Source organism: Achromobacter sp. RTa (assembly GCF_000757485.1).
Taxonomy (GTDB): domain Bacteria; phylum Pseudomonadota; class Gammaproteobacteria; order Burkholderiales; family Burkholderiaceae_B; genus Achromobacter.
The window spans coordinates 74,966-100,931 of record NZ_JPYO01000034.1 but is presented as its reverse complement, the minus strand read 5'-3'; the positions used below and the strand labels follow the sequence as shown (position 1 = coordinate 100,931).

Below are 25,966 nucleotides of genomic sequence, written 5' to 3'. Positions count from 1 at the left end.
TTTCACCCACCATTGCACAGGACTCCGTGTCATGCCTACTTTTGACGTCGTCTCCGAAGTCGACAAACACGAACTCACCAACGCCGTCGACCAGGCCAACCGCGAACTGTCCACCCGCTTCGACTTCAAGGGCACCGACGCCAAGTTCGAACTGGAAGGCTTTGTCGTGACGCAGGTCGCGTCCAGCGTATTCCAGCTCAAGCAGATGCTGGACATCCTGCGCGGCCGCCTGTCGGCCCGCGGCATCGATGTGCGCTGCCTGGACGTGGCCGACCCCCTGGAGAACCTGGGCGGCGCGCGCCAGAAGGTCACCATCAAGCAGGGCATCGAGCAGCCGGTGGCCAAGAAGCTCATCGCCGCCATCAAGAACGCCAAGCTCAAGGTGGAATCGCAGATCAACGGCGACAAGCTGCGCATCAGCGGCAAGAAGCGCGACGACCTGCAGGCGGCCATCGCGCTGCTGAAGAAAACCGACGTGGACCTGCCCCTGCAGTTCGAGAATTTCCGCGATTGAGGGCGGTAGGCGGGGCAGGGATGAGGCAGTGTCTGACACCCGTGTGGCGGTCTGGCATCTCGAAGGTCGTCTCGTAGGGGTGTCAGACACAAGCAAAGGAGCAGTGTCTGACACCCCTACGAGACGCCGTTACCGGGATCAGTGTCTGACACCCTTACGAGACGCCGTTACGCGCCAAAGCGGATCTCCCCGGGTGTCAGACACAAGGGCCATTCAGGCGTCAGGCACCTTTGACACGGGCGGGTTTTTCATCGATGGGACATTCCAATGAACTCCTGCTGATCGTCGAGCTGGCGCGCGCCGGCGGCATGTCCGCGGCGGCGCGGGAACTGGGCGTTACGCCGGCGGCGGTCAGCAAGCGGCTGGCCCAGATCGAGGCGCGCCTGGGCGTGCGGCTGGTCAACCGCAGCACCCGGCGGCTGAGCCTTACCGCCGAAGGCGAGGTCTACCTGGAGAACGCCCGCCGCATCCTGGACGAAATCGAGGACCTGGACCAGCTGATCGCCAGCCGCCAGGCCAGCCCTCGGGGCCTCTTGAAGGTCAACGCTCCGCTGGGATTCGGCCGCAGCTACATCGCGCCCGCCATCGCGGAATTCGCCCAGAAGTACCCGGAGGTATCGCTGCAATTGCAGCTGACCGACAGCCCGGCGGATTTCGTGCAGGACGCCTTCGACGTGGCGGTGCGCTTTGGCGATTTGCCGGACACGCGCCTGATCGCCCGCAAGATCGCGCCCAACCGGCGCCTGGTCTGCGCCTCGCCGGGCTACCTGAAGGCGCATGGCGTGCCGGCCGCGCCGCACGACCTGGCCCGCCACCAATGCATCGTGCTTCGGCAGAACGAGGCGGCCTACGGGCTGTGGCGCTTCACCAAGGGACGCCGCAGCGAAACCGTGAAGGTGCGGGGCAGTCTCAGCAGCAACGACGGCGAGGTCACGCTGACCTGGGGGCTGGCGGGCCTGGGCATCCTGCAGCGCGCCGAGTGGGACCTGGCGCGCTATCTGCGCAGCGGCCGGCTGGTGCGCGTGCTGGAGGACTACGCCTTGCCGCAGGCCGACATCTACGCCGTCTTTCCGGAACGGCACCACCTGTCCATCAAGGTGCGCGTGTTCGTCGATTTCCTCGTCGGATACTTCCAGAAGGGGGCGGAAAGCCAGTGGTGAACGGCGGCCCGGCTCAGGCCGCCCACAGGTGCTGCGCGGCATAGGCGCGCCAGGGCCGCCAGGCCTCGGCGCGGGCCAGCAATTGAGCGGGCGTGTACTCGCGGGACTCCAGGCGCTCCAGCGCGCGGATCAATCCGATATCGGCCGACGGGAAGGCATCCGGCTCGCGCAATTGGCGCAGGGCGATGTACTGCGCCGTCCATTCCCCGATGCCGCGGATCGCGCGCAGGCGCAGGACCGACTCGGCAAGCCCGCTGCCGGCGTCGAACAGATGCTTGTCGGCGACCGCTGCGGCGGCCACCGCCGACAGGGCCGCGGCGCGGCTGCGCGGCATGCCCAGGGAAGCCAGCTCCGCGCCGGCGACGGCTTCGGCCAGGGGAAATACATGCGTCAGGCCGCCGTCGGGTTGCGCCATGGGAGCGCCATGCGCGGCGACCAGCTTGCCGGCCAGGCGGATCGCGGCGGCAACGGTGATCTGCTGGCCCAGCACCGCGCGCATCGCCAGCTCGAAACCGTCCCATGCGCCCGGCACGCGCAGCCCCGGCCTGGCCTGGATCAGCGATGTCAGGACCGGATCGCTGGAAAACTGTGCGGCAATGGCGACCGGGTCGCTGGCCAGGTCGAACACGCGGCGCAGGCGGGCGATGATGGCGGGCAGGGCCTGCAGCCGCGGAAAGCGCACGATGGCCTGCAGCGCGTCGCCGGCACCCGGCCGCACGGTCACGGTACCCTGATGGCCGTCCAGGCAGATCGTGCGCGCATAGGTGTCGTCCGTGACCTGTTCGATGCCGGGAATGGCCCGCAGCCGGAGGAAGTCCAGCATGGCGTTCCAATCGTAGGGCGGACGGTAGCGCAGTAGCAGCTTGATCTCCCCCTCCTGCTGGGCAGACACTTCTGGTTTCGCGGAGCGGCGCAGTTCGCCCGGCGCGCGCCCGAACAGGTCGTGGAATATCTCGTTGAAGCGGCGGATGCTGCCGAAGCCCGACGCGAAGGCGATTTCGGCCATGGGCAGGCGGCTTTCATGGATCAGCTGCTTGGCGAGCAGCACGCGCCGCGTCTGGGCGACGGCCACGGGCGAGGCGCCCAGGTGCTGGCGGAACTGGCGCCGCAATTGGCGTTCGCCCACGCCCAGGCGCTGTGCCAGCGAGTCCACGCCGTCTTCGTCCAGCGCGCCCAGTTCGATCAATTGCAGCGCACGCGACACACTGTCGGGCAGCTCGTGCCCGGGTCCCAGTTCCGGGGCGGTTTCGGGCCGGCAACGCAGACAGGGGTGGTAGCCCGCTTCTTGAGCCGCGGCCGCCGTGGCGTAGAACGTGACGTTCTTCGATAGCGGCGTGCGCGCCGGGCAGACCGGGCGGCAATAGATGCGCGTGGTCTTGACGGCAGTGAAGAAGCGGCCGTCGTAACGGGCGTCGCGCACTTGGATGGCGCTGTAGCAGGCGTCGTGGTTCAGGTCCATGGGTGGATGCTAACGCCGGCGGGTTCTAGGAATCTAGCGGTTTTCGGACCATGTTGTGCCGGGCGCATTCCTGTCCGAAAACCGCCAGCGGCGCACGGCGGCCGGGTCTATATTTCGCAGGTCCATGTCACAGCCGGAGCCCTCGCCATGTCCATTCAAACCCAGATATTCTTCCTGGAGCGGGCGCCCACGCCCATCGGCCAGATGCTGATCCTGAGCGACGATCGGCAGCGCCTGCGCGCCGTGGATTGGCAGGATTTCGAGGCGCGCATGCACAGGCTGCTGCGCACGCAATACCGCAAGCAGGACATAGAGCTGCGCGACGCCTCGCAGGCCTCGCCCGCGCGGCTCGCGCTCGAGGCTTATTTCGAGGGCGCGGTCCATGAGATCGACACCCTGGAGGTGGCCACGGGGGGCACCGATTTCCAGCGCCAGGTATGGCGGGCGCTGCGAGGCATCGCGGGGGGCGAGCCCATCACGTATGGCGTGCTTGCGGACCGCATCGCGCGTCCCACGGCGGTGCGCGCGGTGGGGCTGGCCAACGGCGCCAATCCCATCGGCATCGTCGTGCCCTGCCATCGCGTGGTGGGCGCCAACGCCTCCCTCACCGGCTATGGGGGCGGGCTGCATCGCAAGCGCTGGCTGCTGGATCACGAGGAGCGTTGGCGCGCGCGGCGCATTGCAGGCGCCGCGGAAGCGTGATCCGCCTGGCGACGGCGGGCGCATCGTTCGCAGTCGGTCGCGTATGGAAAATTCTTGTGACAGGGTTGAATGAATTTGTAGCGAGTCAGGCACATGGGAGGAATATCATGCGTCCCCTCATAGCAACCCGCAACAGGAAATGAAAATGCTTATGTCGCGCCCCTTGCGCATGTCCGCCGTTCTGGCCGTCACGCTGGCGCTCGCCGCGTGCGGCGACGATAGCGCCAAGAAGGATGCGAAGGCGGCCGAGCCGACCACTGCTCAGGCCGAGATCATCAAGTACAACCAGTACGTCGATGCCGCCAACGGCATCAACACGTCCTTCGAGGAGGCGCTGGACCGCTACCAGGCCTATGTGGTGCCGAAGCTGAAGGAAGGAAAGCCCATCAAGGATTTCGTCATCAGCAACGATTCCTCCATCCTGCGCACCAAGGAAAAACTCGACAAGGCGTTGGCGATGAAGCAGCCGATTCCCGAGATCGACGCGCCCGCCAAGGAGTTCTCGGACGCGCTGGGCAAGCTGGCGCCGCTGAGCAACGAACTGCAGAACTATTCCGCCGCCAAGACCTTCCTGTCGGACGACGGCGCGCTGGCGCGCGAAAAGAGTCCCGCCTACGTCGCGGCGCTGACCGACGCCGTCAAGGCGGAAAACGCCTTCTATCGCGGCATCTCCGTGAAGGACACGGCCAATACCAAGGAAGCCTTCGAGAAGGCGGAGAAAGGCTCGGTTGCGTACTACCGCGCCGGCCTGGTCTATTACGGTAAGTCCACCATGGACAAGGCGTCGGGCATTTTCGACGGCACGGGCCTGGGCGCCGATCAGGACGCCTTCAAGCAAGAGCTGGACAAGATGAATGAGATGGCGCTGGGCTTTGACAAGAAGACGCGCGAAGCCGATCCCAAGGGCTGCAGCGGCACGATGATGCAGGTCAACAGCTTCCTGGCCTCGGGCCGCAAGGTGCTGGAGAACACGAACAGCGGCCGCTACAAGGAAGACGCGGCGCGCACGGGCGCGTTCAAGATGATGCGCCCCACGATCGTGGACGACGCCTCCAGCCTGCGGCAGGACTTCAACAACCTGATTTCCAATCTGAACGTGGGCCGCTGCTGATCGCGGCAGTCCGGCGGCGGCCTTGCCCGGCCGCCTTCCCGCTCGAAACGGCGCCCCACGCGGGCGCTTTTCTTTGCGTGCGCGAATGCGCGCCATCTTCAACTTCAGGTAAAAGTTGTTTTGAGTTCCGCTGCGGCCATGAAGCGACCGCCTCGGTACAGTGCCGACATACCCTCACCAGCAAGGAGCCTTGTCGGCACATGAAGACTTATCGCATCGCAACCATCCCCGGCGACGGCATCGGCAAGGAAGTGATTCCCGCCGGGCGGCGGATCATGGAAGAGCTGGCGGGGCAGGGCGGCCTGCGGTTCGAGTTCCAGGATTTCGACTGGGGCGGCGACTACTACCGCAAGCACGGCGTGATGATGCCCGCCGACGGGCTGGACGCGCTGCGCGATAAGGACGCGATCCTGTTCGGCTCCGCCGGCGACCCGCACATCGCAGACCACATCACGCTATGGGGCCTGCGGCTGAAGATCTGCCAGGGCTTCGACCAATACGCCAACGTGCGCCCCACGCGCATCCTGCCCGGCATCGACGCGCCGCTAAAGCGCTGCGGGCCGGAGCAGCTCAACTGGGTCATCGTGCGCGAGAACTCCGAAGGCGAGTATTCGGGCGTGGGCGGCCGGGTGCACCAGGGCCACCCCATCGAAGCCGCGACGGACGTGTCCATCATGACCCGCGCCGGCGTGGAGCGCATCCTGCGCTTCGCCTTCAGGCTGGCTCAATCGCGGCCGCGCAAGCTGCTGACGGTGATCACGAAATCCAACGCGCAGCGCCATGCCATGGTGATGTGGGACGAGATCGCGCTGCAGGTCAGCCGCGAATTCCCCGACGTGGCCTGGGACAAGGAGTTGGTCGACGCCGCCACGGCCCGGATGGTGAACCGCCCGGCGTCGCTGGACACCATCGTCGCCACCAACCTGCATGCCGACATCCTGAGCGATCTTGCCGCGGCGCTGGCGGGCAGCCTGGGCATCGCGCCCACCGGCAACATCGATCCCGAGCGCCGCTACCCATCCATGTTCGAGCCGATCCACGGCTCCGCTTTCGACATCATGGGCAAGGGGCTGGCGAATCCGGTGGGCACCTTCTGGTCGGTGGTCATGCTGCTGGAGCACCTGGGTGAAACCCAGGCGGCGGCCCGGCTGATGCAGGCGATCGAAAGCGTTACCGCGGATCCCGCGCTGCACACAGCAGACCTGGGCGGCAACGCGACCACCGCACAGGTTACGGAGGCGGTTTGCGCGAAGCTGGCCGCGCTGGCGCCGGCCAAGGCAGCCTAGCAGTGATGCGGGACGAGGGCGCAGACCCTCTCCCGCGCCGCGATGCGGCGGAAGAAGAAGCGAAGTCCATTCGTATCCAGGAGACAACCATGCATCAGAAAGCCGTTTCCGCGCGCGCTTTGGCGCTCGCCTGCCTGTTCAGCCTCTCATTCGCCGGCGGGGCGTCTGCGCAGTCCTACCCCGCGCGGCCGATCAACCTGGTCGTGCCCTTTCCGGCGGGAGGAACCACGGACGTCCTGGCCCGCGCGCTGGGACAGGAACTGGCCAAGAGCCTGGGCCAGCCGGTGGTGGTGGAGAACAAGCCCGGAGCGGGGTCGACGCTGGGCGCGGACTACGTGGCCAAGGCGGCGCCCGACGGCTATACCCTGCTGATGGGCGCGGTGCACCATACGATCGCGACCAGCGTCTACAAGAGCCTGCACTACGATTTCCAGAAGGACTTCGCGCCGGTCACCACCGTAGCCCTGGTGCCCAATGTGCTGGTGGTGAATCCCAAGCTGGACGCCAAGGACGTGCAGGGGCTGCTGACGATGGCGCGGGCCGCGCCCGGCAAGCTCACCTACGGATCGAATGGCATGGGCACCGGCCAGCACCTGATCGGCTCGCAGTTCGAGAAAGAGGGCCACGTGAAATTGCTGCACGTGCCCTACAAGGGCAGCGGCCCGCTGACCACCGACCTGCTGGGCGGCCAGATCGACATGTCGTTCGACACGGTGACGCCGGTGCTGGCGCACATCCAGAGCGGCAAGCTGCGCGCGCTGGCCGTGACCACGAACAAGCGCTCGGCGGCTCTGCCTGACGTGCCCACGATGGAAGAAGCGGGCCTGACGCCGTTCGACATGGGCACGTGGTTCGGCGTGCTGGCTCCGGCCGCCGCGCCCAAGGACGTGGTCGATCGGCTGAACGCGGAAATGGTGAAGATCATCCGTTCGCCGGACTTCTCGCGCCGGATGGCGGAGATCGGCGCGGTGCCCATCGGCGACAGCCCAGCCGAAATGAAGGCCCGCATCGGCGCGGACACCGAGAACTACGCCAAGCTCGTGAAAGACGCCAAGGTGGCCATCAACTGAGCGTCACGCCCGTATCCAGCCGCGCGCGATCGGCAGGGCCAGCACCTTGCGATACAGTCCCTGGGCGGCCGCGGTCAGCGGCGCGCCCGCGCGGCTCCACACCGGCAATGCGACGCCCGCCGCAAGCGGCGCCAGCGCCAGTCCGCCGGCGATGTCCAGGGGGAAGTGCACGCCGAGGTAGACCCTGGACGCGCCGACCAGCACGGCCAGCGCCAGGGCGGCCCAGCCCAGGCCGGCCCAGCGCCGGTCGAAGATCAGCGTGAAGCCCAGGGTGGCGATGATGATGGTGTGGTTGCTGGGGAAGGACGAAGTCGCGGCGTGCGGGAAGAAGGCATGCCCCAGCCCGATGACGAACGGACGGGGATGCGGCCACAGCGCCCCGCACAGGTAGCTTGCGAACAGGGCCAGCGCAATGCCGGCCAGCGCCTTCAGCGCCAGGTTGCGCTGGGCTTCGCCGCCCCACAGCCAGGCAGCCGCCAGGGCGCAGGGGACGATCAGGATCAGCTTGTTGGCCGCCAGCATGGCGGCGTGTATCCGCCATACGGGCGAGCCGGGATCGGCATTGACCAGGAGAAAAAGGGACTGGTTGAGGCTTTCCAGGAAATTCATGACACGTCATCGCGGCGTAACAAACAACAGCCGCGATGGTAATGAGGATTCCCGTCAGTCCGCTTACAAAATGCGCCGAATCCCGTGGTTTTACTTCTGGATGCGTTTGCCTTGCGCGTCGATCACGGCCTCGCCGTCTTCCTTGGTGAAGGCGCCTTGCTGCGGGGCCGGAAGAATGTCCAGCACGAGCTCCGAGGGGCGGCACAGGCGGGCGCCCAGCGGCGTCGAAACAAAGGGGCGGTTCAGCAGGATGGGATGCTGTTCGATGGCGTCCAGCAGCGCGTCATCGGAGAGGGAGGCGTCGTCCAGTCCCAATTCCTGATAGGGCGTCCCTTTTTCGCGCAGGGCGTCGCGCACGCCGATGCCGGCCCGCTTGAACAGCGCCTTCAGCGTCTCACGCGATGGCGGCGTTTCCAGGTAGAGCACCACGTCGGGCTCGATGCCGGCGTTGCGGATCATGGCCAGGGTATTGCGGGAGGTGCCGCACTTGGGGTTGTGATAGATGGTTACGTCGGACATGGAGGCTCCTCTTTCCGGTGAATCGTCTTGCGAGGCAATGAGCATAGTGCATCCGCGCCCGCGCTTCAGGCGCGCAGCTTTTTCCCCAGGCGCCGCCAGCCGATGACCACGCCGGTCAGGCTGAGCGCCGCGCCGCCCAGGCTCAGGAAGATCAGCAGGGCGTCCCAGAGCGGGCGGCGGGCAAGAAGTCCGGTCCAGTCCCAGCTGTGCAGAAAGGCGAACAGCCAGCGGCTGGCGCGCGCGCCGCGGTCCTGGCGTCCCAGGATCCGGCCCGTCTTCGGGTCCAGGTAGACCCAGGTCGCTTGCGGATCGCCGAAAGTCAATCGCCATGCCGGCAGCGGCTTTTCGATATGCCCCAGCATGGCGTGCGCGTCGCGCGCATAGTAGTAGAGGTCGTAGGCGTCCAGCGCCTCGATGCCGCGTAACGGCGCTCCGGGCAGCAGGCGCGCGGCCGCGGCGCGCAGCGCGGCCTCGTCGAAGGCATATGGCGCCGCGTCGCGGGCGGACAGGACCTGCGGCGCGCCAGGCCCGCTGCGCGCCAGCACCAGGCCGCGGCCATCCACGCGGGTCCAGTTCAGCTCGCGGGGCGGGGCGGGCAAGGCCCCGATCAGCGCGCCGGGCGGGGCCAGCGCAGGCGCCGCTTCGGGTTCGCCCGCATACGCGGCCAGCGCAAGCGGCGCTGCGTTGCCCGTGAAGATCTTCCACGGATTCATCGACATCAGCCCGCTGAAGATCCAGGTGATGGTGATAAGGGCGAAGAGCAGGCCGCTGAGATGGTGCCAGCGCATCATGGATTCGCGGTACGGCGAGCGGCTGCCGCTGGCGTATGGGCGCGAGAAGCGCCAGCGCAGCACGCCGACGACCGTGCCCGTCAGCGCGACCGCCACCCCGGCCACGGACAGCCACACGACGATGTCGTGCCACCACGGATCCAGCGCGTTGCCGCGGAACGGGTACAGCCAGTGGATCCATGCGCCCACGTAATTCCACAGGCGTTCGGCGCGCGTGGCGTCCAGTACGACCATGCCGGTGGCGGACGACACATACAGGCGCGTGCGCGCCGGGTCGTCCATGTCCACCCTGTGCAGGGGCCGGTCGGGGTCGAGCGCGCGCGAATGGGTGTAGACGTCCTCGTCCACCGTGCCGCCGTAGTGCGCCGCATACTGCCCCCCGAACCAGGCCGCCGCCGTGGCCTGCGCGACCGAGGCGCCGGCGGAGGGCAGGAGCGCGCCGGTGGCGGCGTCCACCACCTTGGGCGCCTGGCGCTTGCCTCCGGGCACCAGGTAGACGGGCGCGCCGCCGCGCGCGGCGGCCAGGCTGAGGCCGGACGCGTCGCCGGCGCCCGCGGCCGCAAGGGCCTGGTCCGGGGCCACGGCGATGGCCGCCGCATCCAGCGGCGCCAGATGGGCCAGGCGCTCCTGCTGCGAGAGCTTCGGATAGCCCACATACATCATGACCATGCCGGAGAGAAACCACATGGCGAAGAACAGGCACAGCACGACGCCCGCCCAGCGGTGCGTGAGGTAGAGCCAACGCTTGGCGCGGGCGGAGAGCGGCGCGCCTGCGGGCCGCTGCGGGGTGGATCGGGTGGAGGCGAGGCTCATGGAAACTCTCGGTGGCGGACCGGCATGCGCGCTCCGGTTCGCATGCCGTGGAACGGGCGGGAAGCGCAAGATGCCGGCGGGATCGCGCCGGGCGTGAAACACGCCTGGCGGTCGAGGCGCTGCAAGGGCGCGGCCGTTTCGCCTTGTTGCGGCGGGCCGCGGCGGCTCAGGCCGCTGGCGGCGCGCGCGGCTGCGCCGCGCTCCAGGCGTGGAGAGGGTGGGCCGCCAGGAAAAACAGCGGCGGATAGCCGAAGGCCCGGGCGGCCGGGGCGGGCAGGACGGGAATGGGCGCGGGAAGAATGCCGGCGTCGGCTTGCGGATTGCGGCAGAACGGGCAGTGCTGGCCGTCGCCGTGCGCGCCGTCCTGGCCTGCGCCATGGTCGTCGCCGCGCACATCCAGGGAAACCAGGGCCGCGCCTTCAGCCGCGCAGTACTCGACGCTGATGCGCCGGCTCGCCCCGCCTTCGTGGCCCATGCCCAGCGCGTGCGCCAGCGAGGGCGCGAGCGACGCCCACAGGATCGCGGCAAGCGCGATCCATAGGGCTGGGCGGGTCAGGAAAGATGCAATGCGCATGGCCGACGATTATATCGGAGCGGCCCGGCCGGCCCCTATACCGACAGGTGCCGCCGCACGTCTTCTCCGTCGATCTCGCCGCGGCCTCCGCGGGCCACCACCTCGCCGCGCGAAAGCACCACGAACTGGTCTGCCAGCTCGCGGGCGAAGTCGAAGTACTGCTCGCACAGCAGGATGGCGATGTCGCCGCGCTGCCGCAGCATGTGGATGACGCGGGCGATGTCCTTGATGATGGATGGCTGGATGCCTTCGGTGGGCTCGTCCAGGATGATGAGCCGGGGTTCGGCCACCAGCGCACGCGCGATGGCCAGTTGCTGCTGCTGGCCGCCGGACAGGTCGCCGCCGCGGCGCGACAGCATGTTCGCGAGCACCGGGAACAGCTCGAACACTTCTTCCTTGATGCGCCGCGCGCGGGCGGCCGGCTTGGAGGCCATGCCCATCAGGATGTTTTCCTGGACCGTAAGGCGGGCGAAGATGTCGCGGCCCTGTGGCACGTAGGCCATGCCGCGCGCGGCGCGCTGGTGCGGCGCCAGCCGGGTGATGTCCTCGCCGCCGAAGCCGATGTAGCCGCGCGCCACCGGCAGCACGCCCATCAGGCACTTGAGCAGCGTGGTCTTGCCCACGCCGTTGCGGCCCAGCAGCGCCAGGCATTCGCCCTGGCTCAAGGATAGCGACACGCCGCGCAAGGTATGGCTGCCGCCGTAGTATTGGTCGATCGCGTTCACGTCCAGCATGTCAGCGCCCCAGATAGACTTCGATGACCCGCGGATCGGCCTGGACCTTGCTCATCGCTCCTTCGGCCAGCACCGAGCCCTCGTGCAGCACCGTGACCTTGCCGTCGCCGGCGATCTGGTTGACGAAGTCCATGTCGTGTTCCACGACCATCAGCGAATGGCGCCCGCGCAATTCGTTCAGCAGTTCGCCGGTGCGTTCGGTCTCGGCGTCCGTCATCCCGGCCACCGGCTCGTCCAGCAGCAGCAACTGCGGCTCCTGCATCAGCAGCATGCCGATCTCCAGCCATTGCTTCTGGCCGTGCGACAGCAGCCCGGCCGGCAGCGCGGCCTCGGGCCGCAGCCGGATCAGTTCCAGCGTCTCGCCTATCCTGTCCGCCTGTTCGCCGCTCAGGCGGGAGAACAGCGTGGGACGCACGCGCTTGTCGGTCTTCATCGCGAGCTCCAGGTTCTCGAAGACGGTGTGCTGCTCGAACACGGTGGGGCGCTGGAACTTCCGTCCGATGCCGGCGTGCGCGATCTGGGCTTCGTTCAGCGTGGTCAGGTCGATGCTCTGGCCGAAGTAGACGGTGCCCGACGCGGGGCGCGTCTTGCCCGTGATCACGTCCATCATTGTGGTCTTGCCCGCGCCGTTCGGTCCGATGATGCAGCGCAGTTCGCCCACGCCGATATCCAGCGTCAGGTCGTTGAGCGCCTTGAAGCCGTCGAAGCTGACGGTGACGCCTTCCAGGTAGAGGATCGCGCCGTGGCTGGTGTCCAGCCCGCCGGGGCTGACGCGGCCGTAGCCGGCCTCGCCGCTGGGGCCGCCTTCCAGCATGGCGGATTCGGTGTGCGTGCTCGTCATGCCTTTCTCTCCTGGATCCGGGTGGCGAGGCGGCGCGCCAGGCCGACGATGCCGGTGGGCAGGAACAGCGTCACCAGCACGAAGATGAGGCCCAGCGCGTACAGCCAGAATTCCGGCAGCACGCTGGTGAACCAGGTCTTCAGCCCGTTGACCGTGCCTGCGCCGATGATGGGGCCGACCAGCGTGCCGCGTCCGCCGGTGGCGACCCAGATCACCATTTCGATAGAGGTCTCGGTGGACATTTCGCTGGGGTTGATGATGCCGACCTGGGGCACGTAGAGCGCGCCCGCTATGCCGCATAGCACGGCCGAAAGCGTCCATACGAACAATTTGAAGCCCAGCGGGTCGTAGCCGATGAAGCGCAGGCGGCTTTCGGAATCGCGCACGGCGGTCAGCACCCGGCCCAGCTTGCTCTGCGTGACCGCGCGCGCCAGGACCAGCGCGCCGGCCAGCGCCGCCAGCGTGATCCAGTACAGCGCCGCTCGGGTGCCGGGCGCGGTGATGTCGAAGCCCAGGATGCGCTTGAAGTCGGTGAAGCCGTTGTTGCCGCCGAAGCCGGTGTCGTTGCGGAAGAACAGCAGCATCGCGGCGAAGGTCAGCGCCTGCGTGATGATCGAGAAGTACACGCCCTTGATGCGCGAGCGGAAGGCGAAGTAGCCGAACACGAAGGCCAGCAGGCCAGGCGCCAGCACGACGAGCAGCATGGCGTACCAGAAGTGCTCGGTGAATGACCAGTACCAGGGATAGGCCTTCCAGTCCAGGAACACCATGAAGTCCGGCAGGTCGCTCTGATAGACGCCATCGCGGCCGATGGCGCGCATCAGGTACATGCCGTGCGCGTAGCCCCCCAGGGCGAAGAACAGGCCATGGCCCAGCGACAGGATGCCAGCATAGCCCCACACCAGGTCCAGCGCCAGCGCCGCCATGGCGTAGCACATGAATTTTCCCAGCAAGGCCACCGCGTAGGCGGACACGTGCAGCGCGTGGCCCGGCGGGAACGCCAGGTTGAGCAGCGGCAGCAGGGCCAGCACGGCCGCCGCCGCGCCCAGGGCGGCCCACGCCCGGCCCGAATACAGCGGGCGGCGCGCCAGGAGGCGCAGATCGGTCAGCGCGGTCTGTTTCATTCGACGCTCCTGCCGCGGGGGGCGAACAGGCCTTGCGGCCGCTTTTGCACGAACAGCACGATGAGCGCCAGGATGGTGATCTTGGCCATGACGGCTCCCGCGTAGGGTTCCAGGAATTTGTTGACGCCGCCCAGGCCAAGCGCGGCGATGACGGTGCCGGCCAACTGGCCCACGCCGCCCAGCACCACCACCATGAAGGAGTCCACGATGTAGGCGCGGCCCAGGTCCGGCCCGACATTGCCCAGTTGGGACAGCGCCACGCCGGCGAGCCCGGCGATGCCTGAGCCCAGGCCGAAGGCCAGCATGTCCACGCGGCCGGTGGGCACGCCCACGCAATCGGCCATGCGGCGGTTCTGCGTGATGGCGCGCACGAACAGGCCCAGGCGGGTGTGGTTCAGCAGCGCCCAGACGAGGAACACGACGAAGAGCGCGAAGCCGATGATCACGAGGCGGTTGTAGGTCAGCACCAGGCCGTCCAGCACCGTGATCCCGCCGGACATCCAGCCAGGATTGCCCACTTCCACGTTCTGCGCGCCGAACAGCGTGCGCACGCCCTGCATCAGCATCAGGCTGATGCCCCAGGTGGCCAGCAGCGTTTCCAGCGGCCGGCCGTAGAGCCAGCGGATGACGGTGCGCTCCAGCGCCATGCCCACCAGCGCGGTGACGATGAAGGCCAGCGGCAGCGCGGCCAGCACGTACCAGTCCATCCAGCCCGGCAGCCAGGCGCGGAACAGCGTCTGCGCCACATAGGTCACGTAGGCGCCGATCATCAGCAGTTCGCCATGCGCCATGTTGATGACGCCCATCAGGCCGAAGGTGATGGCCAGGCCCAGGGCCGCCAGCAGCAGGACGCTGCCCAGGCTGATGCCGTAGAAGAGATTTCCGGCCCACTCTATCGTCGCCAGGTGGCGGTCGATCTGCCGCAGCGCGTGGCTTGCGGCCTCGCGCACTGCCGCATCCGGTTCGGTCTGGGGCCCGCCGGATTGCTGTGCGATCGCGGCCAGCGTCGGGCGGAAGGCGGGATTGCCGGTGCGGCCCAGCAGTTCGACCGCGTGGCGGCGCACCTTGGGGTCGGCGCTCTTGAGTTCCAGGTTGGCGACCGCGATCTCCAGCGCGCCGCGCACCTCATCGTGCTTCTCGGCCGCCAGCGCCTTCTCCAGCATCGGCAGGCGCGCAGGGTCGCCAGTCTGCTGCAGCCTGCGGGCGGCAGCCAGGCGTTCGCGGGCATCGGCGGAGTACAGGCGCGAACCCGCCAGCGCCGCTTCGATGGCCCGCCGCAGCCGGTTGTTGATGCTGATGGCGCCCGCTTCCGCGGGCAGATCGACGGCGGCGCCGGTGGCGGCGTCGGTGGCGCGCGCGCCGTCGCCGATCAGCACGCGGCCTTCGGCCGTTGCGTAGAGCTGGTCGTTGCCCAGCGCCTGCAAGACCGCCGCGGCGCCGGGATCGGGCAGTTGGCCCAGCGCGGCAATCGCCCGCAGCTTGGCGTCCGTGTCGTCGCCGGTCAGCGGCGCGAGCAGCGCCGGGTCCAGGCCGGCCGCCGGCGCCGGCGCGCTCAGCAGCGGCATGGCCAGCAGCCAGCCCAGCAGGAAACGGCGCAGGAAGTGTGCGATTGCCGCGATGCGCATGGCTACAGGCCTTGTTTGCTTTCGTTGCCAGGGATGTACGGACTCCAGGGCTGGGCGCGGATCGGGCCCTTGCTCTTCCACACCACGTTGAACTGGCCGTCCGCCCGGATTTCGCCGATATAGACCGGCTTGTGCAGGTGGTGATTGGTCTTGTCCATCTCAATGGCGTAGCCGTCGGGCGCGTCGAATTTCTGCCCGCCCATGCTGGCGATCACCTTGTCGACGTCGGTGCTCTTGGCCTGCTCGACGGCCTGCTTCCACATATGGATGCCGATATAGGTGGCTTCCATCGGGTCGTTGGTCACGACCGTGGCGGCATTCGGCAGGTTCTTGGCCTGGGCGTAAGCCTTCCACTTCTTGATGAAGTCCTGGTTCACCGGATTCTTGATCGATTCGAAGTAGTTCCACGCCGCCAGGTGCCCCACCAGCGGCTTGGTGTCGACGCCGCGCAACTCTTCTTCACCGACCGAGAACGCCACCACCGGCACGTCCGTGGCCTTCAGGCCGGCATTGCCCAGTTCCTTGTAGAAGGGCACGTTGGAATCGCCATTGATGGTGGAGACCACTGCCGTTTTGCCGCCTGTGGCGAACTTCTTGATGTTGGCCACGATGGTCTGGTAATCCGAATGGCCGAAGGGCGTGTAGACCTCGCCGATGTCGCTGTCCTTCACGCCCTTGGAATGCAGGAACGCGCGCAGGATCTTGTTGGTGGTACGCGGATAGACGTAGTCCGTGCCCAGCAGCACGAAGCGCTTCGCGCCGCCGCCATCCTCGCTCATCAGGTATTCGACGGCGGGAATCGCTTGCTGGTTGGGCGCGGCTCCGGTGTAGAACACGTTCTTCTCCAACTCCTCGCCTTCATATTGCACGGGATAGAAAAGCAGGCCGTTCAGTTCCTTGAACACGGGCAGCACGGACTTGCGCGATACCGAGGTCCAGCAACCGAAGACCACCGCGACCTTGTCCTGGGACAGCAACTGTCGCGACTTCTCGGCGAACAACGGCCAGTTCGAGGCAGGATCCACCACCACGGGTTCGAGCTTCTTGCCCAGCACGCCGCCGTTGGCGTTGATCTCCTCGATGGCCATCAGGGCAACGTCTTTCAGCGACGTTTCCGAGATCGCCATCGTGCCTGACAGGGAATGCAGGATGCCGACCTTGATGGTGTCGCCGGCGGCGTGTACCTGCGGCATCCAGCCGCACATGGCCAATAGGCTCACGGCGGTCAGTTGCTTGAGGGCTAGTCTGCGTTTCATGATGACTCCTGAATGGAATGCGCCGGCCCGGCCGGCGGGAACGATCTGAGCAACACTCGACAACGCAGGACTTCAAAGCAAAACCCGTGCCAAGCGCGGCGGAAGACGCGGCGCACCATGTAAAGGGAAGGAAGCGGGGCGCAGGCGGCCATGCTCTGCACGCGCCGCCGCGGGGATCAAGCTGGTGCCGCGCGCACAACATGGGTGCGCGGAATGCCCGTTGTCGGTGCGGGCGTCCGGCGCGCGCGCGGCACGCCGGCGGCGCGCGACGCGCGGATCAGAGGGAGGGATGCGGGCGCGATCGGCATGGCACGCCGATTGCTTGGGAATCCGTACTTGCATACAAGAAAGGATTCCAGCATGAACGCCGTGGCAACGCAGAAGGGCCCCTGGGGTTGGACGATCGCGCAGTGGCAGGCCGCCTATCGCGATGAAGGCGCGGCGCCCGAAACGCTATTGGCCGCGTGGGCCGAGCGTGGCGATCCCTCGGACAACGCCTGGATTAGCCGCGTGGACGGCGTCGCGCTTGCGCGGCAACTGGAGGCACTGAGCGGTCTGCTCGCGTCCGTGGATGGCGACCTCGCGCGCCTGCCGCTGTATGGCGTACCCTTCGCCATCAAGGACAACATCGATGCCGCCGGCTGGCCCACCACCGCCGCCTGCCCCGAATTCGCCTATGTGCCCGACGAGGACGCCACCGTCGTGCGCCGCCTGCGCGCGGCCGGCGCCATCCTGGTGGGCAAGACCAACCTGGACCAGTTCGCCACCGGACTGGTGGGCACGCGTTCGCCGTTGGGCGCCGTGGCCAACGCCTTCAAGCCGGAATACATCAGCGGCGGGTCCAGTTCCGGTTCCGCGTCGGTAGTGGCGCGAGGCCTGGCGGCGTTCTCGCTGGGCACGGACACCGCGGGTTCGGGCCGCGTGCCGGCCGGCTTCAACAATATCGTCGGCCTGAAGCCCACCCGGGGCTGGCTCAGCACGGCGGGTGTGGTGCCGGCATGCCGCACGCTGGATTGCGTGTCGGTATTCGCGTTGACGGTGGACGACGCCGAGCTCGTGGCCGGCATCGCGGGCGGTTACGACGAGCGCGATCCCTATTCGCGGCTGCGGCCGGCCGGCGTCGCGCGTCCCTGGCCCGAGGCTCCCAGGCTGGCCGTTCCCGCGCAACTGGAATTCTTTGGCGATGCGCAGGCGGCGGCCGCCTTCGAAGCAGCCGTGCGCGCCTTGCGCGAGGACGGCGCGGCCGTGGAGGCAATCGATTTTTCGCCCTTCGGCGAATTGGCCGCCTTGCTGTATTCGGGCCCATGGGTGGCCGAGCGCTTTGCGGCGGTGCAAAGCTTGTGGAGCAAGATGCCGGACGCCATACATCCGGTAGTGCGCGGCATCGTCGAGCAGGCGTCGCGCTACAGCGCGCTGGACGCGTTCAAGGCCGAGTACCGGCGCGCGGAGCTGTCGCGGCGGATCCAGCGGGTGCTGGAGGGCTTCGACGCGCTGGTCGTGCCGACCGCGCCGTCCATCTACACCATCGCCCAACTGCAGGCCGATCCCGTCGAGTTGAACTCGCGGTTGGGCGTCTATACCAACTTCGCCAATCTGGCGGACCTGTCGGCGCTGGCCCTGCCTGCCGGCATGCGCGAGGACGGCCTGCCCGCCGGCATCACGCTGATCGGCCCGGCCTGGCAGGACGCCGCCCTGGCGCGGTTCGGGCGTCAGTGGCAGGCTCGCCGAGGCCTGCCGCTGGGCGCGACCGGCGCGCCCCTGCCCGCGCTGGGCTCGAGGCCCGTGGCGGCCCCGGATTCCGTGCGCGTGGCGGTCGTGGGCGCGCACCTCACCGGCATGCCGCTGAACCACCAACTGACTTCGCGCGGCGCCGTGTTCGTCGAGAAGACGCGGACCGCGGAAGATTACCGGCTGTACGCGCTGGCCAATACCACGCCGCCCAAGCCCGGCCTGGTGAAGTCGGAGACGGGCGCGCCCATCGAGGTCGAGTTGTGGGACGTGCCGCTGTCCGCATTCGGCGCTTTCGTGGCCGAGATTCCCGCGCCGCTGGGAATAGGCACGCTTGAGCTGGAGGACGGCCGCCTGGTCAAGGGCTTCATCTGCGAACCGCGCGGCCTGGAAGGCGCGCGCGACATCACCGCGTTCGGCGGCTGGCGCGCCTACCTTGCCGGCCCCGACGCCTCGCCCCGCTAATCCGCCAGACACCAGACAAACCAGGGAGCCGAACCGTGTTCGATACCGTTCTGATTGCCAACCGCGGCGAAATCGCCGTCCGAGCCATCCGCAGCCTCAAGCGCCTGGGCATCCGCAGCGTGGCCGTCTATTCCGATCCAGACCGCAATGCGGCGCACGTGCGAGAGGCAGACGTGGCCGTGGCGCTGGGCGGCGAAAAAGCGGCCGACAGCTATCTGCGCATGGACCTGCTGCTGGCCGCCGCGAGCGAGCACGGCGCCCAGGCCATCTATCCCGGCTACGGCTTTCTGTCCGAGAGCGCCGAATTCGCCCTGGCCTGCGAGGCGGCGGGCATCGCGTTCGTGGGGCCCACGCCCCTGCAGATCCGCGAGTTCGGCCTGAAGCACCGTTCCCGCGAACTGGCCGCCGCGGCCGGCGTGCCGATGACGCCCGGCACCGGGCTGCTGTCCAGCCTGGGCGAGGCCTTGTCGCAAGCCGAACGCATCGGTTATCCGGTGATGCTCAAGAGCACGGCGGGCGGCGGGGGAATCGGTCTGTCGCGTTGCGATAACGAGGCCGAACTGACGGTGGCCTTCGACAGCGTGCAGCGCATGGGCGAGCACTTTTTCCATGACGGCGGAGCTTTCCTGGAACGCTATGTGGACAATGCCCGCCACGTCGAGGTGCAGATCTTCGGCGACGGCGCCGGCCGCGTGCTGGCGCTGGGCGAGCGGGACTGCTCGGTGCAGCGCCGCAACCAGAAAGTCATCGAGGAAACGCCCGCTCCCTTGCTGCCCGCCGCCACGCGCGCGGCGCTGCACGCGGCTGCCGTGCAACTGGGCGCTTCGGTGAACTACCGCTCGGCCGGCACGGTGGAATTCATCTACGATCCCGCGCGCGACAGCTTCTACTTCCTGGAGGTGAACACCCGCTTGCAGGTCGAGCATCCGGTGACGGAGGAGGTCACAGGCCTGGATCTGGTGGAATGCATGCTGCGCGTGGCGGCGGGCGAGCCGCTGGACTTCGCCGCCATGTCGCGCGCGCCGCAGGGCGCGTCGATCGAAGTGCGGCTGTATGCCGAAGACCCGCTGCGCCAGTTCCAGCCGTCGCCGGGGGTGCTTACGGAGGTTTGCTTTCCGGACGGCGTGCGGGTGGACGGCTGGGTCGAGACCGGGACCGAAGTGCCAGCCTTCTACGACCCGCTGCTGGCCAAGCTCATCGTACGCGCGGACACGCGCGAGGCCGCGCTGGACAAGCTGTCCGACGCGTTGGCCAGGACGCGCCTGCACGGCATCGCCACCAACCTGGACTATCTGCGGCAGATTGCGGCCGACGCGCGCTTCCGCGCCGGCGAGATTTCGACACGCTTCCTGGAAGGCTTCGCCTACCGCCCTTCGGCGATCGAGGTGCTGGAGGCAGGCACCTACACCAGCGTGCAGGATTACCCGGGCCGCACCGGCTATTGGGATATCGGCGTGCCGCCGTCCGGGCCCATGGACGACTATGCGTTCCGCATGGCCAACCGCATCGTCGGCAACGCGCCCGACGCGGCGGGGATAGAGACGACCCTGGCCGGGCCCACCCTGCGTTTCCATGGAGACGCCGTGGTGGCGCTGACGGGCGCGGTATGCGCGGCCACGCTGGACGGCGAACCGGTGCCGATGTGGCAGCCGGTTCCGGTGCGCTCCGGCCAGGTGCTCGCCACCGGCCGGGCGCTGTCGGGCTGCCGCAGCTACCTGGCCGTGCGCAATGGCCTGGACGTGCCCGTCTACCTCGGTAGCCGCTCGACGTTCGCGCTGGGCCAATTCGGCGGTCACGCAGGCCGCACGCTGCGCGTGGGCGATATGCTGCCCCTGGTGCGCCCGGAATTGCCGTGCGCGAACGCGGCGCCGCCCGCCACGCTGCCGCAGGCCGCGCCGGCGGAACTGATTCCCGCCTACGGCGATACCTGGGAAATCGGCGTGCTTTACGGGCCGCACGGGGCGCCGGACTTCTTCCGGCCCGAAGCCATGGACGACTTCTTCGCCGCCGATTGGGAAGTGCACTACAACTCCAACCGGCTGGGTGTGCGCTTGATCGGCCCCAAGCCCCTATGGGCGCGCGAGGACGGCGGCGAGGCCGGCCTGCATCCGTCCAATATCCACGATTGCGAATACGCCATCGGCAGCATCAATTTCACGGGCGACAGCCCCGTCATCCTGACGCGCGACGGCCCCAGCCTGGGCGGTTTCGTCTGCCCCGCGACCATTGCGCGCGCCGAACTGTGGAAGGTCGGCCAGGTCAAACCCGGCGACCGCATCCGGTTCGTGCGCATCGACTACGCGCGGGCCGTGGCGCTGGAGGAGGCGCAGCATCGCAGTGTGGCGGAACTGGCGGCCGCCGCGCCTGCGGCGAGAGGCGCGTCCCCCGCGCCCGCAACCGCGTCCGAGGCCATCGTGGCGACCTTGCCGGCCGAGGACGGCCGTCCGTCGGTGTCGTACCGGCAAGCGGGCGACGGCTACCTGCTGCTGGAGTACGGCGACAATGTGCTGGATCTTGCGCTTCGCATGCGCATCCACCTGCTGATGGAGGCGCTGCATATCGATCCCGTGGCCGGGGTGCTGGAGCTGTCGCCGGGCGTGCGTTCGCTGCAGATCCGCTACGACAGCGGCGTCATTGCCCAGAGCCGCCTGATCGGCCGCCTGCTGGAGATAGAGGCGGGCCTGGCCGACGTGACCAGCCTGAAGGTGCCCACGCGGGTCGTGCACCTGCCCATGGCTTTCGAGGATTCCGCTACGCTGGGCGCAGTGCAGCGTTACCAGGAGACCGTGCGCGGGAGCGCGCCCTGGCTGCCTAACAACGTGGACTTCATCCGGCGCATCAACGGCCTGGCCGGGCGCGAGGATGTGCGCCGCATCGTGTTCGACGCCAGCTATCTCGTCATGGGCCTGGGCGATGTCTACCTGGGCGCGCCTTGCGCGGTGCCGATCGATCCGCGCCATCGCCTGCTGACCTCCAAGTACAACCCGGCGCGCACCTACACGGCGGAAGGCACGGTGGGCATAGGCGGGGTCTACATGTGCATCTACGGCATGGATTCTCCCGGCGGCTATCAACTGGTCGGCCGCACCGTGCCGATCTGGAACAAGTTCCTGAAGAACCCGGCATTCCAGGACGGCAAGCCCTGGCTGCTGCGCTTTTTCGACCAGGTGCGCTTCTATCCGGTCGGCGAGGCCGAGCTGGACCGGTTGCGCGAGGATTTCCGCGCGGGCCGCGCCACCGTGCGGATCGAGGAGGAAGTGTTCGACTTCGCGGCCCACCGGCGCTTCCTGGAGGAGCAGGCGGACAGCATCGCCGCGTTCCAGACGCGCCAGAAGGCCGCCTTCGACGCCGAAGTCGCGCTGTGGAAAGCCGATGAGCCGCCTGCGGAGCCCGAGCCCCCCGGGCCCGAGACGGATGCCGCACTGCGCGACGGCGAGCGCCTGGTCAGCGCCGATATGTGCGGCAATATCTGGAAGATCCCGGTGCAGGTGGGGCAGAGCGTTTCGGCCGGCGATACGCTGGTGGTCGTCGAGGCCATGAAGATGGAGCTGTCTGTCATCGCGCCCGCGTCGGGCATCGTCACCGCGATCCGCTGCACGCCGGGCAAGCCGGTGAGCGCCGGCGATCCGTTGGTGGTGCTGGCCGAAGACGCCGCATGCGCAGTGGCCGGATGATGCGACAGGAATCTGTGCAGATGGGCCCGACCATCCGGCAGGCGCCGGTCCACGCCGGCTCGCTGGCGGACCAGGTCTACCTGCGCATCAAGGACGACCTGTTCGACTTCCGCATGCTGCCGGGCGAACGTTTCACCGAAGTCGACCTGGCGGCGCGGCTGGGCGTCAGCCGCACGCCGGTTCGAGTGGGCCTGGCGCGGCTGGAACGCGAGGGCTTCGTGCTGGCGCAGTCGCGCAGCGGCTGGCAGGTGCGGCCCTTCGACCTCGATCGTTTCGAGGCGTTGTACGACGTGCGGGTGGTGCTGGAGCAGGCGGCCGTGGAAAAACTGTGCGCGCGGGAGCGGATGGACGAGGCCGGCATGCTGGGCGCTCTCATGGAAGTGTGGCTGGCGCCGCCCGCTCAGCGCATCCTGGACGGCCGCCTGGTGGCGCAATTGGACGAGGCCTTTCATTGCTCGCTCGTCGCCGCCGCCGGCAACCCCGAGATGGCGCAGATCCACCGCGACGTGACCGAGAAAATACGCATCGTGCGGCGCCTGGACTTCACCAAGGACTTCCGCGTGGACGCCACCTACGAAGAGCACGCGGCCATCCTGCGCGCGGTGCTGGCGCGCCGCGCCGACGAGGCGTCGCGCATGCTGCGCTCCCACATCGGCATGAGCAAGGCCGAGGTCCGCAGGATCACGCTGCATATGCTGCACGAGGCGCGGGAACGCGGCCGGCCTGCGGATAGGACAGGGGTCTGACACCCAGACGAGACGCACGCCATTCCGCCCCGACGCCTCCCGGGTGTCTGGCACCCGCAACCCAGTGTCAGACACCCGCCAAGGCCATCTTCACCTGGACCTGCATTGCATAAGGGTGTCAGACACTTGTCGATGGGGGCAGGTGTCGGATCCTTGGTATCACTCCTTCCGCCAACTCACCCCTGCAACTGCTTATAAACTTCTTGCGAGACGCGCTGCAGTTCTTCCCGGCTGACCGCGCCGGACAGGGCGTAGCCGAACTGGCCTTCGACCCAGTAGAACACCCGCACCGGCCCTTCCTGGGTGAACTGGAATGCCGTCTGGTCGCCGGCCGCCTCGCGCGTAACGTACAGCGTCAGCCGCTGCCCGTCGGACGCGCCATACATGAAGAGCGCGACCGGGCCCGCTCCGCCGGGCAGCAGGCGGCCGCCCATCAGTTCGTAGCCGGCCTGGGACAGGGAAGGGGCGCGCACGGGTGCGCCCATGCGCTTGGTCAGCCAGGTCACCAGGCCTTTTTCGTTGTCGACCCCGACTTCCACGGGGCGGCCCATGTCTGGCGCGTAGACCGCGTGCGCGATGGCGGCCCGCTGCGCATAGCCGCCCGCTGCGCGGTCCGGGGCTGCGGTGGCCAGCAGCGCCTGCAGGTGGCGGGCGTCCATCGCGCCGCGGACGATCCAGGCCATGCTTGCGCTGACCGCCGCTACCGCCACGCCGGCGGCCAGGGCGCGCCAGGGCCAGCGGCGCGCCGGAGGCGCCAGCGGCAGCCGCAGGGGCAGGGGTTCGTCCAGCACCGGGTCCAGCAGGGCGTGCAGCGCGCGCCGCTGTTCCTTCCAGGCGTCCACGCGTGTCTGGTCATGCGGATGGGAGGCGAGAAATGCCTCGACTTCGGCGTGGCGCGCCGGCGGCAACTGGCCGTCGGCATAGCCATGCAGGTCGGCTTCGGTAATGGGGGTGCCCGTGGCGGGCACCGGGTGCAGGCGTATGTCGTTCATGTCATTTCACGCGGTGGAGCCGGTTGACGGCATCGCGCCCCTGCATCAGCGCGCCCAGTTTTTCGCGGGCGCGCGACAGGCGCGACATGACCGTGCCCATCGGCACGTCCAGTATCTGGGCGGTTTCCTGATAGGACAGGTCTTCCACGCACACCAGCAGCAGGACTTCCCGCTGCTCGGCGGGCAGGGCTTGCAGGCAGCGGTCCAGGTCGCGCACCTCCAGGTGATCCGTCTGGGTGGCGCGCACCGGCACATCGGGCAGCTCGCCCGCGACGGTCTGGTCCGCCCGCCGGCTGGTGGAGCGCACTCCGTCGATGAAATGGTTGTGCATGATGCCGAACATCCAGGCGCGCAGCTCTCCGCGCCGCTGCCAGCGCGAATAGCGGCTCCATGCGCGCTCCAGCGTGTCCTGTACCAGGTCGTCGGCCCGATGAGGGTCGCCCGTCAGCCCGCGGGCATAGCGCCGCAGGCTGGGGATGCAGGCCAGTATCAGGGCTTCGTCTTCGGCGCGCATGGCTTACGGCTTGGGGCGGAGCCGGATCAGGGCTTGGCCACGTGCCAGACTTCCTTGAAGTTGTCGCCGGTCTTGTCGCCAGCCTTGGCGTCCTTGGCATACGTGTACAGCGGCTTGCCCTTGCTGGCCCATTGCTTGGAGCCGTCGTCGCGGGTGATGACGGTCATGTCGCCCATGGGTTTGGCGTCGGCGCTGGCCATGACGGGCGGCCAGATCTTGGCGCACTGGTCGTTGCAGGCGCTCTTGCCGCCCGAATCCTTGTCGAAGGTATAGAGCGTCATGCCGGCGCTGTTGACCAGGATGCCATTCTGGGTCTTGACTGCCTGGGCGTGGACGCCGGCCGAGAACAGGGCGGCGGAGCTTAGGGCCAGGGCTGCGGCGATGTGTTTGCGCATGGTGTGCCTCGCGGATAGGGAAAGTTTGGGGGACTGCCTCCAACAGACGCTGCCGGCCCTTGAGTTATTCCCGTTCCACGGCAAAAAAATTCCGAAGGGAGGAAAACCCCGTCAGGCAGCGGGCGGGGCCATGCCGGGCCGGTAACGCATTTCGGTTTCCTGTTCCTTTTCCTCGACGGGGGTGAAACCCAGGGATTCGTAAAGCCGGCGGGCGGGATTGCCCTGCAGCACGCTCAGGGTGACGGACGCTCCCCGCGCGTCGGCTTGCTCCAGCAACTCGGACAGCAGGCGCCGCCCCAGGCCTTGGCCCTGGAAGGCGGGGGCGATCTGGATCTGCACGACGCGCCAGTCGGCGGCCTCCCGCGACGCCTTGAACAGCCCCGCAGGACGGCCATCCGCCCAGACGATGTGCGCGTCCTCGAAGCGGTGACGGATCCGCGCCAGGTGGTGTTCATCGTCGTCCCGAGCACCGGCGCGCCGCAGGTGTTCGGTCATGGTGGCCTTGCGCAGGGCAAGCAGGAAAGGAAGGTCGTCCTCGGTGGCGGGCCGCAGCGTCAGGGCAGGGGATGTCATGGAAGCATTGCCGGTGGATGGTCGGCGGACGGTCGGATCCGTCCGTTGATCAAGTTTATAGAACCGGCGGGTGGAAGTCGCAAAGGGGGAACATCGCCATTGGCGGTCTTGCCAGGCGCGATAGGTGGAATGGGGCCAGTCCTCCGGCCGATCTGCGTAGCCGTGCTTGACCGGATTGAAGTGGACATAGTTGATGCAGGCGGCCAGTTCTTCTTCGCCGCGCACGGCATGTTCCCAATACCGTCTTTGCCAGATTCCGCGTTCGCCGCGACCCGCCCGGCCGGCGGCCGCAAAGGGCCCGAGCCGGGGCAGCGCGCGGGAGAACCGGGTCTTGATGCGGCGCCAGCGGTTCGGGTAGTCGCTATCGCCTTCCGGCAAGCGCCAGACCATGTGGAGATGGTCCGGCATGATGACGGCGGCCAGAATGGAAAACGGCGCGAGCCGCTGCTCGGCGCGCACGCAGGTCTTCAGCAGCTCGGCGCGCTGCACCAAATGCCGGCTTCCGCGCTCGTGCACCGCCACGGTAAAAAAATAAGTGCCGCCTGGCAGGTAAAGGCGCCTGTACGCAGTCATCCCGACTCCTCCATGAACCAGGCCAGCATAGGTTTCCGCGCGCGACGTAGGTACCGGCTGATGACGTAAAGGTCCACCGTGGATGACCGAGGGGATTGATGGGTTACGCGCGCTTGGG

At 68.0% G+C, this 25,966-nt stretch carries 23 protein-coding genes and 1 pseudogene; 9 read left to right on the top strand and 15 right to left on the bottom strand.

The annotated features are described in order from the left end of the window. The first annotated feature begins 31 nt into the window (after window positions 1-31). A complete protein-coding gene (locus JL37_RS12535) occupies window positions 32-514 on the top strand; it encodes a YajQ family cyclic di-GMP-binding protein (protein ID WP_043544457.1) in 483 nt (160 codons plus the stop codon). 254 nt (window positions 515-768) lie between these two features. Continuing rightward, window positions 769-1,674, top strand: coding sequence for a LysR family transcriptional regulator (locus JL37_RS12530; RefSeq protein WP_043544456.1), 906 nt, complete (start codon window positions 769-771; stop codon window positions 1,672-1,674). Between the two features lie 13 nt (window positions 1,675-1,687). Here JL37_RS12530 and JL37_RS12525 read toward each other — a convergent pair whose 3' ends face one another. Further along, a complete protein-coding gene (locus tag JL37_RS12525) occupies window positions 1,688-3,133 on the bottom strand; it encodes an AlkA N-terminal domain-containing protein (protein WP_043544455.1) in 1,446 nt (481 codons plus the stop codon). Between the two features lie 147 nt (window positions 3,134-3,280). On the opposite strand from JL37_RS12525, the gene JL37_RS12520 reads away from it, so the two are divergent. From JL37_RS12520 to JL37_RS12505, 4 genes are all read left to right on the top strand, one after another. Continuing rightward, complete coding sequence (locus JL37_RS12520) at window positions 3,281-3,835, top strand: methylated-DNA--[protein]-cysteine S-methyltransferase (RefSeq protein ID WP_197064599.1); 555 nt, start codon at window positions 3,281-3,283, stop codon at window positions 3,833-3,835. A gap of 145 nt (window positions 3,836-3,980) precedes the next feature. Then, window positions 3,981-4,946: a DUF3829 domain-containing protein gene (locus JL37_RS12515; protein ID WP_043544454.1), complete on the top strand. Its 966-nt coding sequence runs from the start codon at window positions 3,981-3,983 to the stop codon at window positions 4,944-4,946. A 200-nt stretch (window positions 4,947-5,146) separates the two neighbouring features. After that, window positions 5,147-6,232, top strand: coding sequence for a tartrate dehydrogenase (locus JL37_RS12510; RefSeq protein WP_043544453.1), 1,086 nt, complete (start codon window positions 5,147-5,149; stop codon window positions 6,230-6,232). A gap of 89 nt (window positions 6,233-6,321) precedes the next feature. Next, on the top strand, window positions 6,322-7,302 hold the full coding sequence (locus JL37_RS12505) for a tripartite tricarboxylate transporter substrate binding protein (protein WP_043544452.1): 981 nt from the start codon (window positions 6,322-6,324) through the stop codon (window positions 7,300-7,302). A gap of 3 nt (window positions 7,303-7,305) precedes the next feature. On the opposite strand, the gene JL37_RS12500 is transcribed toward JL37_RS12505, so the two are convergent. From JL37_RS12500 to urtA, 9 genes are all read right to left on the bottom strand, one after another. Further along, window positions 7,306-7,911: a phosphatase PAP2 family protein gene (locus JL37_RS12500; RefSeq protein WP_043544451.1), complete on the bottom strand. Its 606-nt coding sequence runs from the start codon at window positions 7,909-7,911 to the stop codon at window positions 7,306-7,308. Between the two features lie 90 nt (window positions 7,912-8,001). Next, a complete protein-coding gene (gene arsC, locus JL37_RS12495) occupies window positions 8,002-8,430 on the bottom strand; it encodes an arsenate reductase (glutaredoxin) (protein WP_043544450.1) in 429 nt (142 codons plus the stop codon). A gap of 65 nt (window positions 8,431-8,495) precedes the next feature. Next, complete coding sequence (locus tag JL37_RS12490; protein ID WP_043544449.1) at window positions 8,496-10,034, bottom strand: PepSY domain-containing protein; 1,539 nt, start codon at window positions 10,032-10,034, stop codon at window positions 8,496-8,498. Window positions 10,035-10,200: 166 nt separating this feature from the next. Beyond that, the gene (locus tag JL37_RS12485; protein WP_043544448.1) at window positions 10,201-10,608 is read right to left on the bottom strand and encodes a DUF2946 domain-containing protein; all 408 of its coding nucleotides are present in this window, start codon (window positions 10,606-10,608) and stop codon (window positions 10,201-10,203) included. Window positions 10,609-10,643: 35 nt separating this feature from the next. Then, window positions 10,644-11,342, bottom strand: a complete 699-nt coding sequence (urtE, locus tag JL37_RS12480; protein ID WP_043544447.1) for an urea ABC transporter ATP-binding subunit UrtE — start codon at window positions 11,340-11,342, stop codon at window positions 10,644-10,646. A 1-nt stretch (window position 11,343) separates the two neighbouring features. After that, entirely contained in the window at window positions 11,344-12,183 is an 840-nt protein-coding gene (gene urtD, locus JL37_RS12475) for an urea ABC transporter ATP-binding protein UrtD (RefSeq protein ID WP_043544446.1), read from the bottom strand. Continuing rightward, window positions 12,180-13,307 (bottom strand): urea ABC transporter permease subunit UrtC, encoded by a 1,128-nt coding sequence (urtC, locus tag JL37_RS12470; RefSeq protein WP_043544445.1) that lies wholly within the window; start codon window positions 13,305-13,307, stop codon window positions 12,180-12,182. Before urtC ends, urtD begins: the two co-directional genes overlap by 4 nt. After that, window positions 13,304-14,932 (bottom strand): urea ABC transporter permease subunit UrtB, encoded by a 1,629-nt coding sequence (urtB, locus tag JL37_RS12465; protein ID WP_043544444.1) that lies wholly within the window; start codon window positions 14,930-14,932, stop codon window positions 13,304-13,306. The genes urtC and urtB overlap by 4 nt, the downstream gene beginning before the upstream one ends. Before the next feature lie 2 nt (window positions 14,933-14,934). Then, window positions 14,935-16,188 carry an urea ABC transporter substrate-binding protein gene (gene urtA, locus JL37_RS12460; RefSeq protein WP_043544443.1) on the bottom strand — a complete coding sequence of 418 codons (1,254 nt, stop codon included), beginning with the start codon at window positions 16,186-16,188 and terminating at the stop codon, window positions 14,935-14,937. A 360-nt stretch (window positions 16,189-16,548) separates the two neighbouring features. On the opposite strand from urtA, the gene atzF reads away from it, so the two are divergent. From atzF to JL37_RS12445, 3 genes are read left to right on the top strand one after another with little or no spacing between them, the layout of a single operon-like run. Next, window positions 16,549-18,381 (top strand): allophanate hydrolase, encoded by a 1,833-nt coding sequence (atzF, locus tag JL37_RS12455; protein ID WP_043544442.1) that lies wholly within the window; start codon window positions 16,549-16,551, stop codon window positions 18,379-18,381. A gap of 35 nt (window positions 18,382-18,416) precedes the next feature. Continuing rightward, complete coding sequence (uca, locus tag JL37_RS12450) at window positions 18,417-22,055, top strand: urea carboxylase (protein ID WP_043544441.1); 3,639 nt, start codon at window positions 18,417-18,419, stop codon at window positions 22,053-22,055. Then, a complete protein-coding gene (locus JL37_RS12445; RefSeq protein WP_043544440.1) occupies window positions 22,052-22,801 on the top strand; it encodes a GntR family transcriptional regulator in 750 nt (249 codons plus the stop codon). The genes uca and JL37_RS12445 overlap by 4 nt, the downstream gene beginning before the upstream one ends. 176 nt (window positions 22,802-22,977) lie before the next feature. Here the strand turns inward: JL37_RS12445 and JL37_RS12440 are convergent, their stop codons facing one another. From JL37_RS12440 to JL37_RS31055, 5 genes and pseudogenes are all read right to left on the bottom strand, one after another. Further along, window positions 22,978-23,793: an anti-sigma factor gene (locus JL37_RS12440; RefSeq protein ID WP_043544439.1), complete on the bottom strand. Its 816-nt coding sequence runs from the start codon at window positions 23,791-23,793 to the stop codon at window positions 22,978-22,980. A gap of 1 nt (window position 23,794) precedes the next feature. Beyond that, on the bottom strand, window positions 23,795-24,307 hold the full coding sequence (locus JL37_RS12435; RefSeq protein WP_043544438.1) for an RNA polymerase sigma factor: 513 nt from the start codon (window positions 24,305-24,307) through the stop codon (window positions 23,795-23,797). 26 nt (window positions 24,308-24,333) lie between these two features. Further along, window positions 24,334-24,702, bottom strand: coding sequence for a lipoprotein (locus tag JL37_RS12430; protein ID WP_043544437.1), 369 nt, complete (start codon window positions 24,700-24,702; stop codon window positions 24,334-24,336). Window positions 24,703-24,813: 111 nt separating this feature from the next. Next, window positions 24,814-25,275: a GNAT family N-acetyltransferase gene (locus JL37_RS12425; RefSeq protein ID WP_043544493.1), complete on the bottom strand. Its 462-nt coding sequence runs from the start codon at window positions 25,273-25,275 to the stop codon at window positions 24,814-24,816. 240 nt (window positions 25,276-25,515) lie between these two features. Then, window positions 25,516-25,848: pseudogene (locus JL37_RS31055) on the bottom strand (transposase); the annotation flags it as partial. Between the last annotated feature and the right edge of the window lie 118 nt (window positions 25,849-25,966).

What these genes read in the sequence shown, in the direction of transcription:
- JL37_RS12535 (WP_043544457.1), top strand. Translation starts at nt 32, where the DNA reads ATGCCTACTTTTGACGTCGTCTCCGAAGTCGACAAACACGAACTCACC.
- JL37_RS12530 (WP_043544456.1), top strand. Translation starts at nt 769, where the DNA reads ATGGGACATTCCAATGAACTCCTGCTGATCGTCGAGCTGGCGCGCGCC.
- JL37_RS12525 (WP_043544455.1), bottom strand. Translation starts at nt 3,133, where the DNA reads ATGGACCTGAACCACGACGCCTGCTACAGCGCCATCCAAGTGCGCGAC.
- JL37_RS12520 (WP_197064599.1), top strand. Translation starts at nt 3,281, where the DNA reads ATGTCCATTCAAACCCAGATATTCTTCCTGGAGCGGGCGCCCACGCCC.
- JL37_RS12515 (WP_043544454.1), top strand. Translation starts at nt 3,981, where the DNA reads ATGCTTATGTCGCGCCCCTTGCGCATGTCCGCCGTTCTGGCCGTCACG.
- JL37_RS12510 (WP_043544453.1), top strand. Translation starts at nt 5,147, where the DNA reads ATGAAGACTTATCGCATCGCAACCATCCCCGGCGACGGCATCGGCAAG.
- JL37_RS12505 (WP_043544452.1), top strand. Translation starts at nt 6,322, where the DNA reads ATGCATCAGAAAGCCGTTTCCGCGCGCGCTTTGGCGCTCGCCTGCCTG.
- JL37_RS12500 (WP_043544451.1), bottom strand. Translation starts at nt 7,911, where the DNA reads ATGAATTTCCTGGAAAGCCTCAACCAGTCCCTTTTTCTCCTGGTCAAT.
- arsC (WP_043544450.1), bottom strand. Translation starts at nt 8,430, where the DNA reads ATGTCCGACGTAACCATCTATCACAACCCCAAGTGCGGCACCTCCCGC.
- JL37_RS12490 (WP_043544449.1), bottom strand. Translation starts at nt 10,034, where the DNA reads ATGAGCCTCGCCTCCACCCGATCCACCCCGCAGCGGCCCGCAGGCGCG.
- JL37_RS12485 (WP_043544448.1), bottom strand. Translation starts at nt 10,608, where the DNA reads ATGCGCATTGCATCTTTCCTGACCCGCCCAGCCCTATGGATCGCGCTT.
- urtE (WP_043544447.1), bottom strand. Translation starts at nt 11,342, where the DNA reads ATGCTGGACGTGAACGCGATCGACCAATACTACGGCGGCAGCCATACC.
- urtD (WP_043544446.1), bottom strand. Translation starts at nt 12,183, where the DNA reads ATGACGAGCACGCACACCGAATCCGCCATGCTGGAAGGCGGCCCCAGC.
- urtC (WP_043544445.1), bottom strand. Translation starts at nt 13,307, where the DNA reads ATGAAACAGACCGCGCTGACCGATCTGCGCCTCCTGGCGCGCCGCCCG.
- urtB (WP_043544444.1), bottom strand. Translation starts at nt 14,932, where the DNA reads ATGCGCATCGCGGCAATCGCACACTTCCTGCGCCGTTTCCTGCTGGGC.
- urtA (WP_043544443.1), bottom strand. Translation starts at nt 16,188, where the DNA reads ATGAAACGCAGACTAGCCCTCAAGCAACTGACCGCCGTGAGCCTATTG.
- atzF (WP_043544442.1), top strand. Translation starts at nt 16,549, where the DNA reads ATGAACGCCGTGGCAACGCAGAAGGGCCCCTGGGGTTGGACGATCGCG.
- JL37_RS12445 (WP_043544440.1), top strand. Translation starts at nt 22,052, where the DNA reads ATGATGCGACAGGAATCTGTGCAGATGGGCCCGACCATCCGGCAGGCG.
- JL37_RS12440 (WP_043544439.1), bottom strand. Translation starts at nt 23,793, where the DNA reads ATGAACGACATACGCCTGCACCCGGTGCCCGCCACGGGCACCCCCATT.
- JL37_RS12435 (WP_043544438.1), bottom strand. Translation starts at nt 24,307, where the DNA reads ATGCGCGCCGAAGACGAAGCCCTGATACTGGCCTGCATCCCCAGCCTG.
- JL37_RS12430 (WP_043544437.1), bottom strand. Translation starts at nt 24,702, where the DNA reads ATGCGCAAACACATCGCCGCAGCCCTGGCCCTAAGCTCCGCCGCCCTG.
- JL37_RS12425 (WP_043544493.1), bottom strand. Translation starts at nt 25,275, where the DNA reads ATGACATCCCCTGCCCTGACGCTGCGGCCCGCCACCGAGGACGACCTT.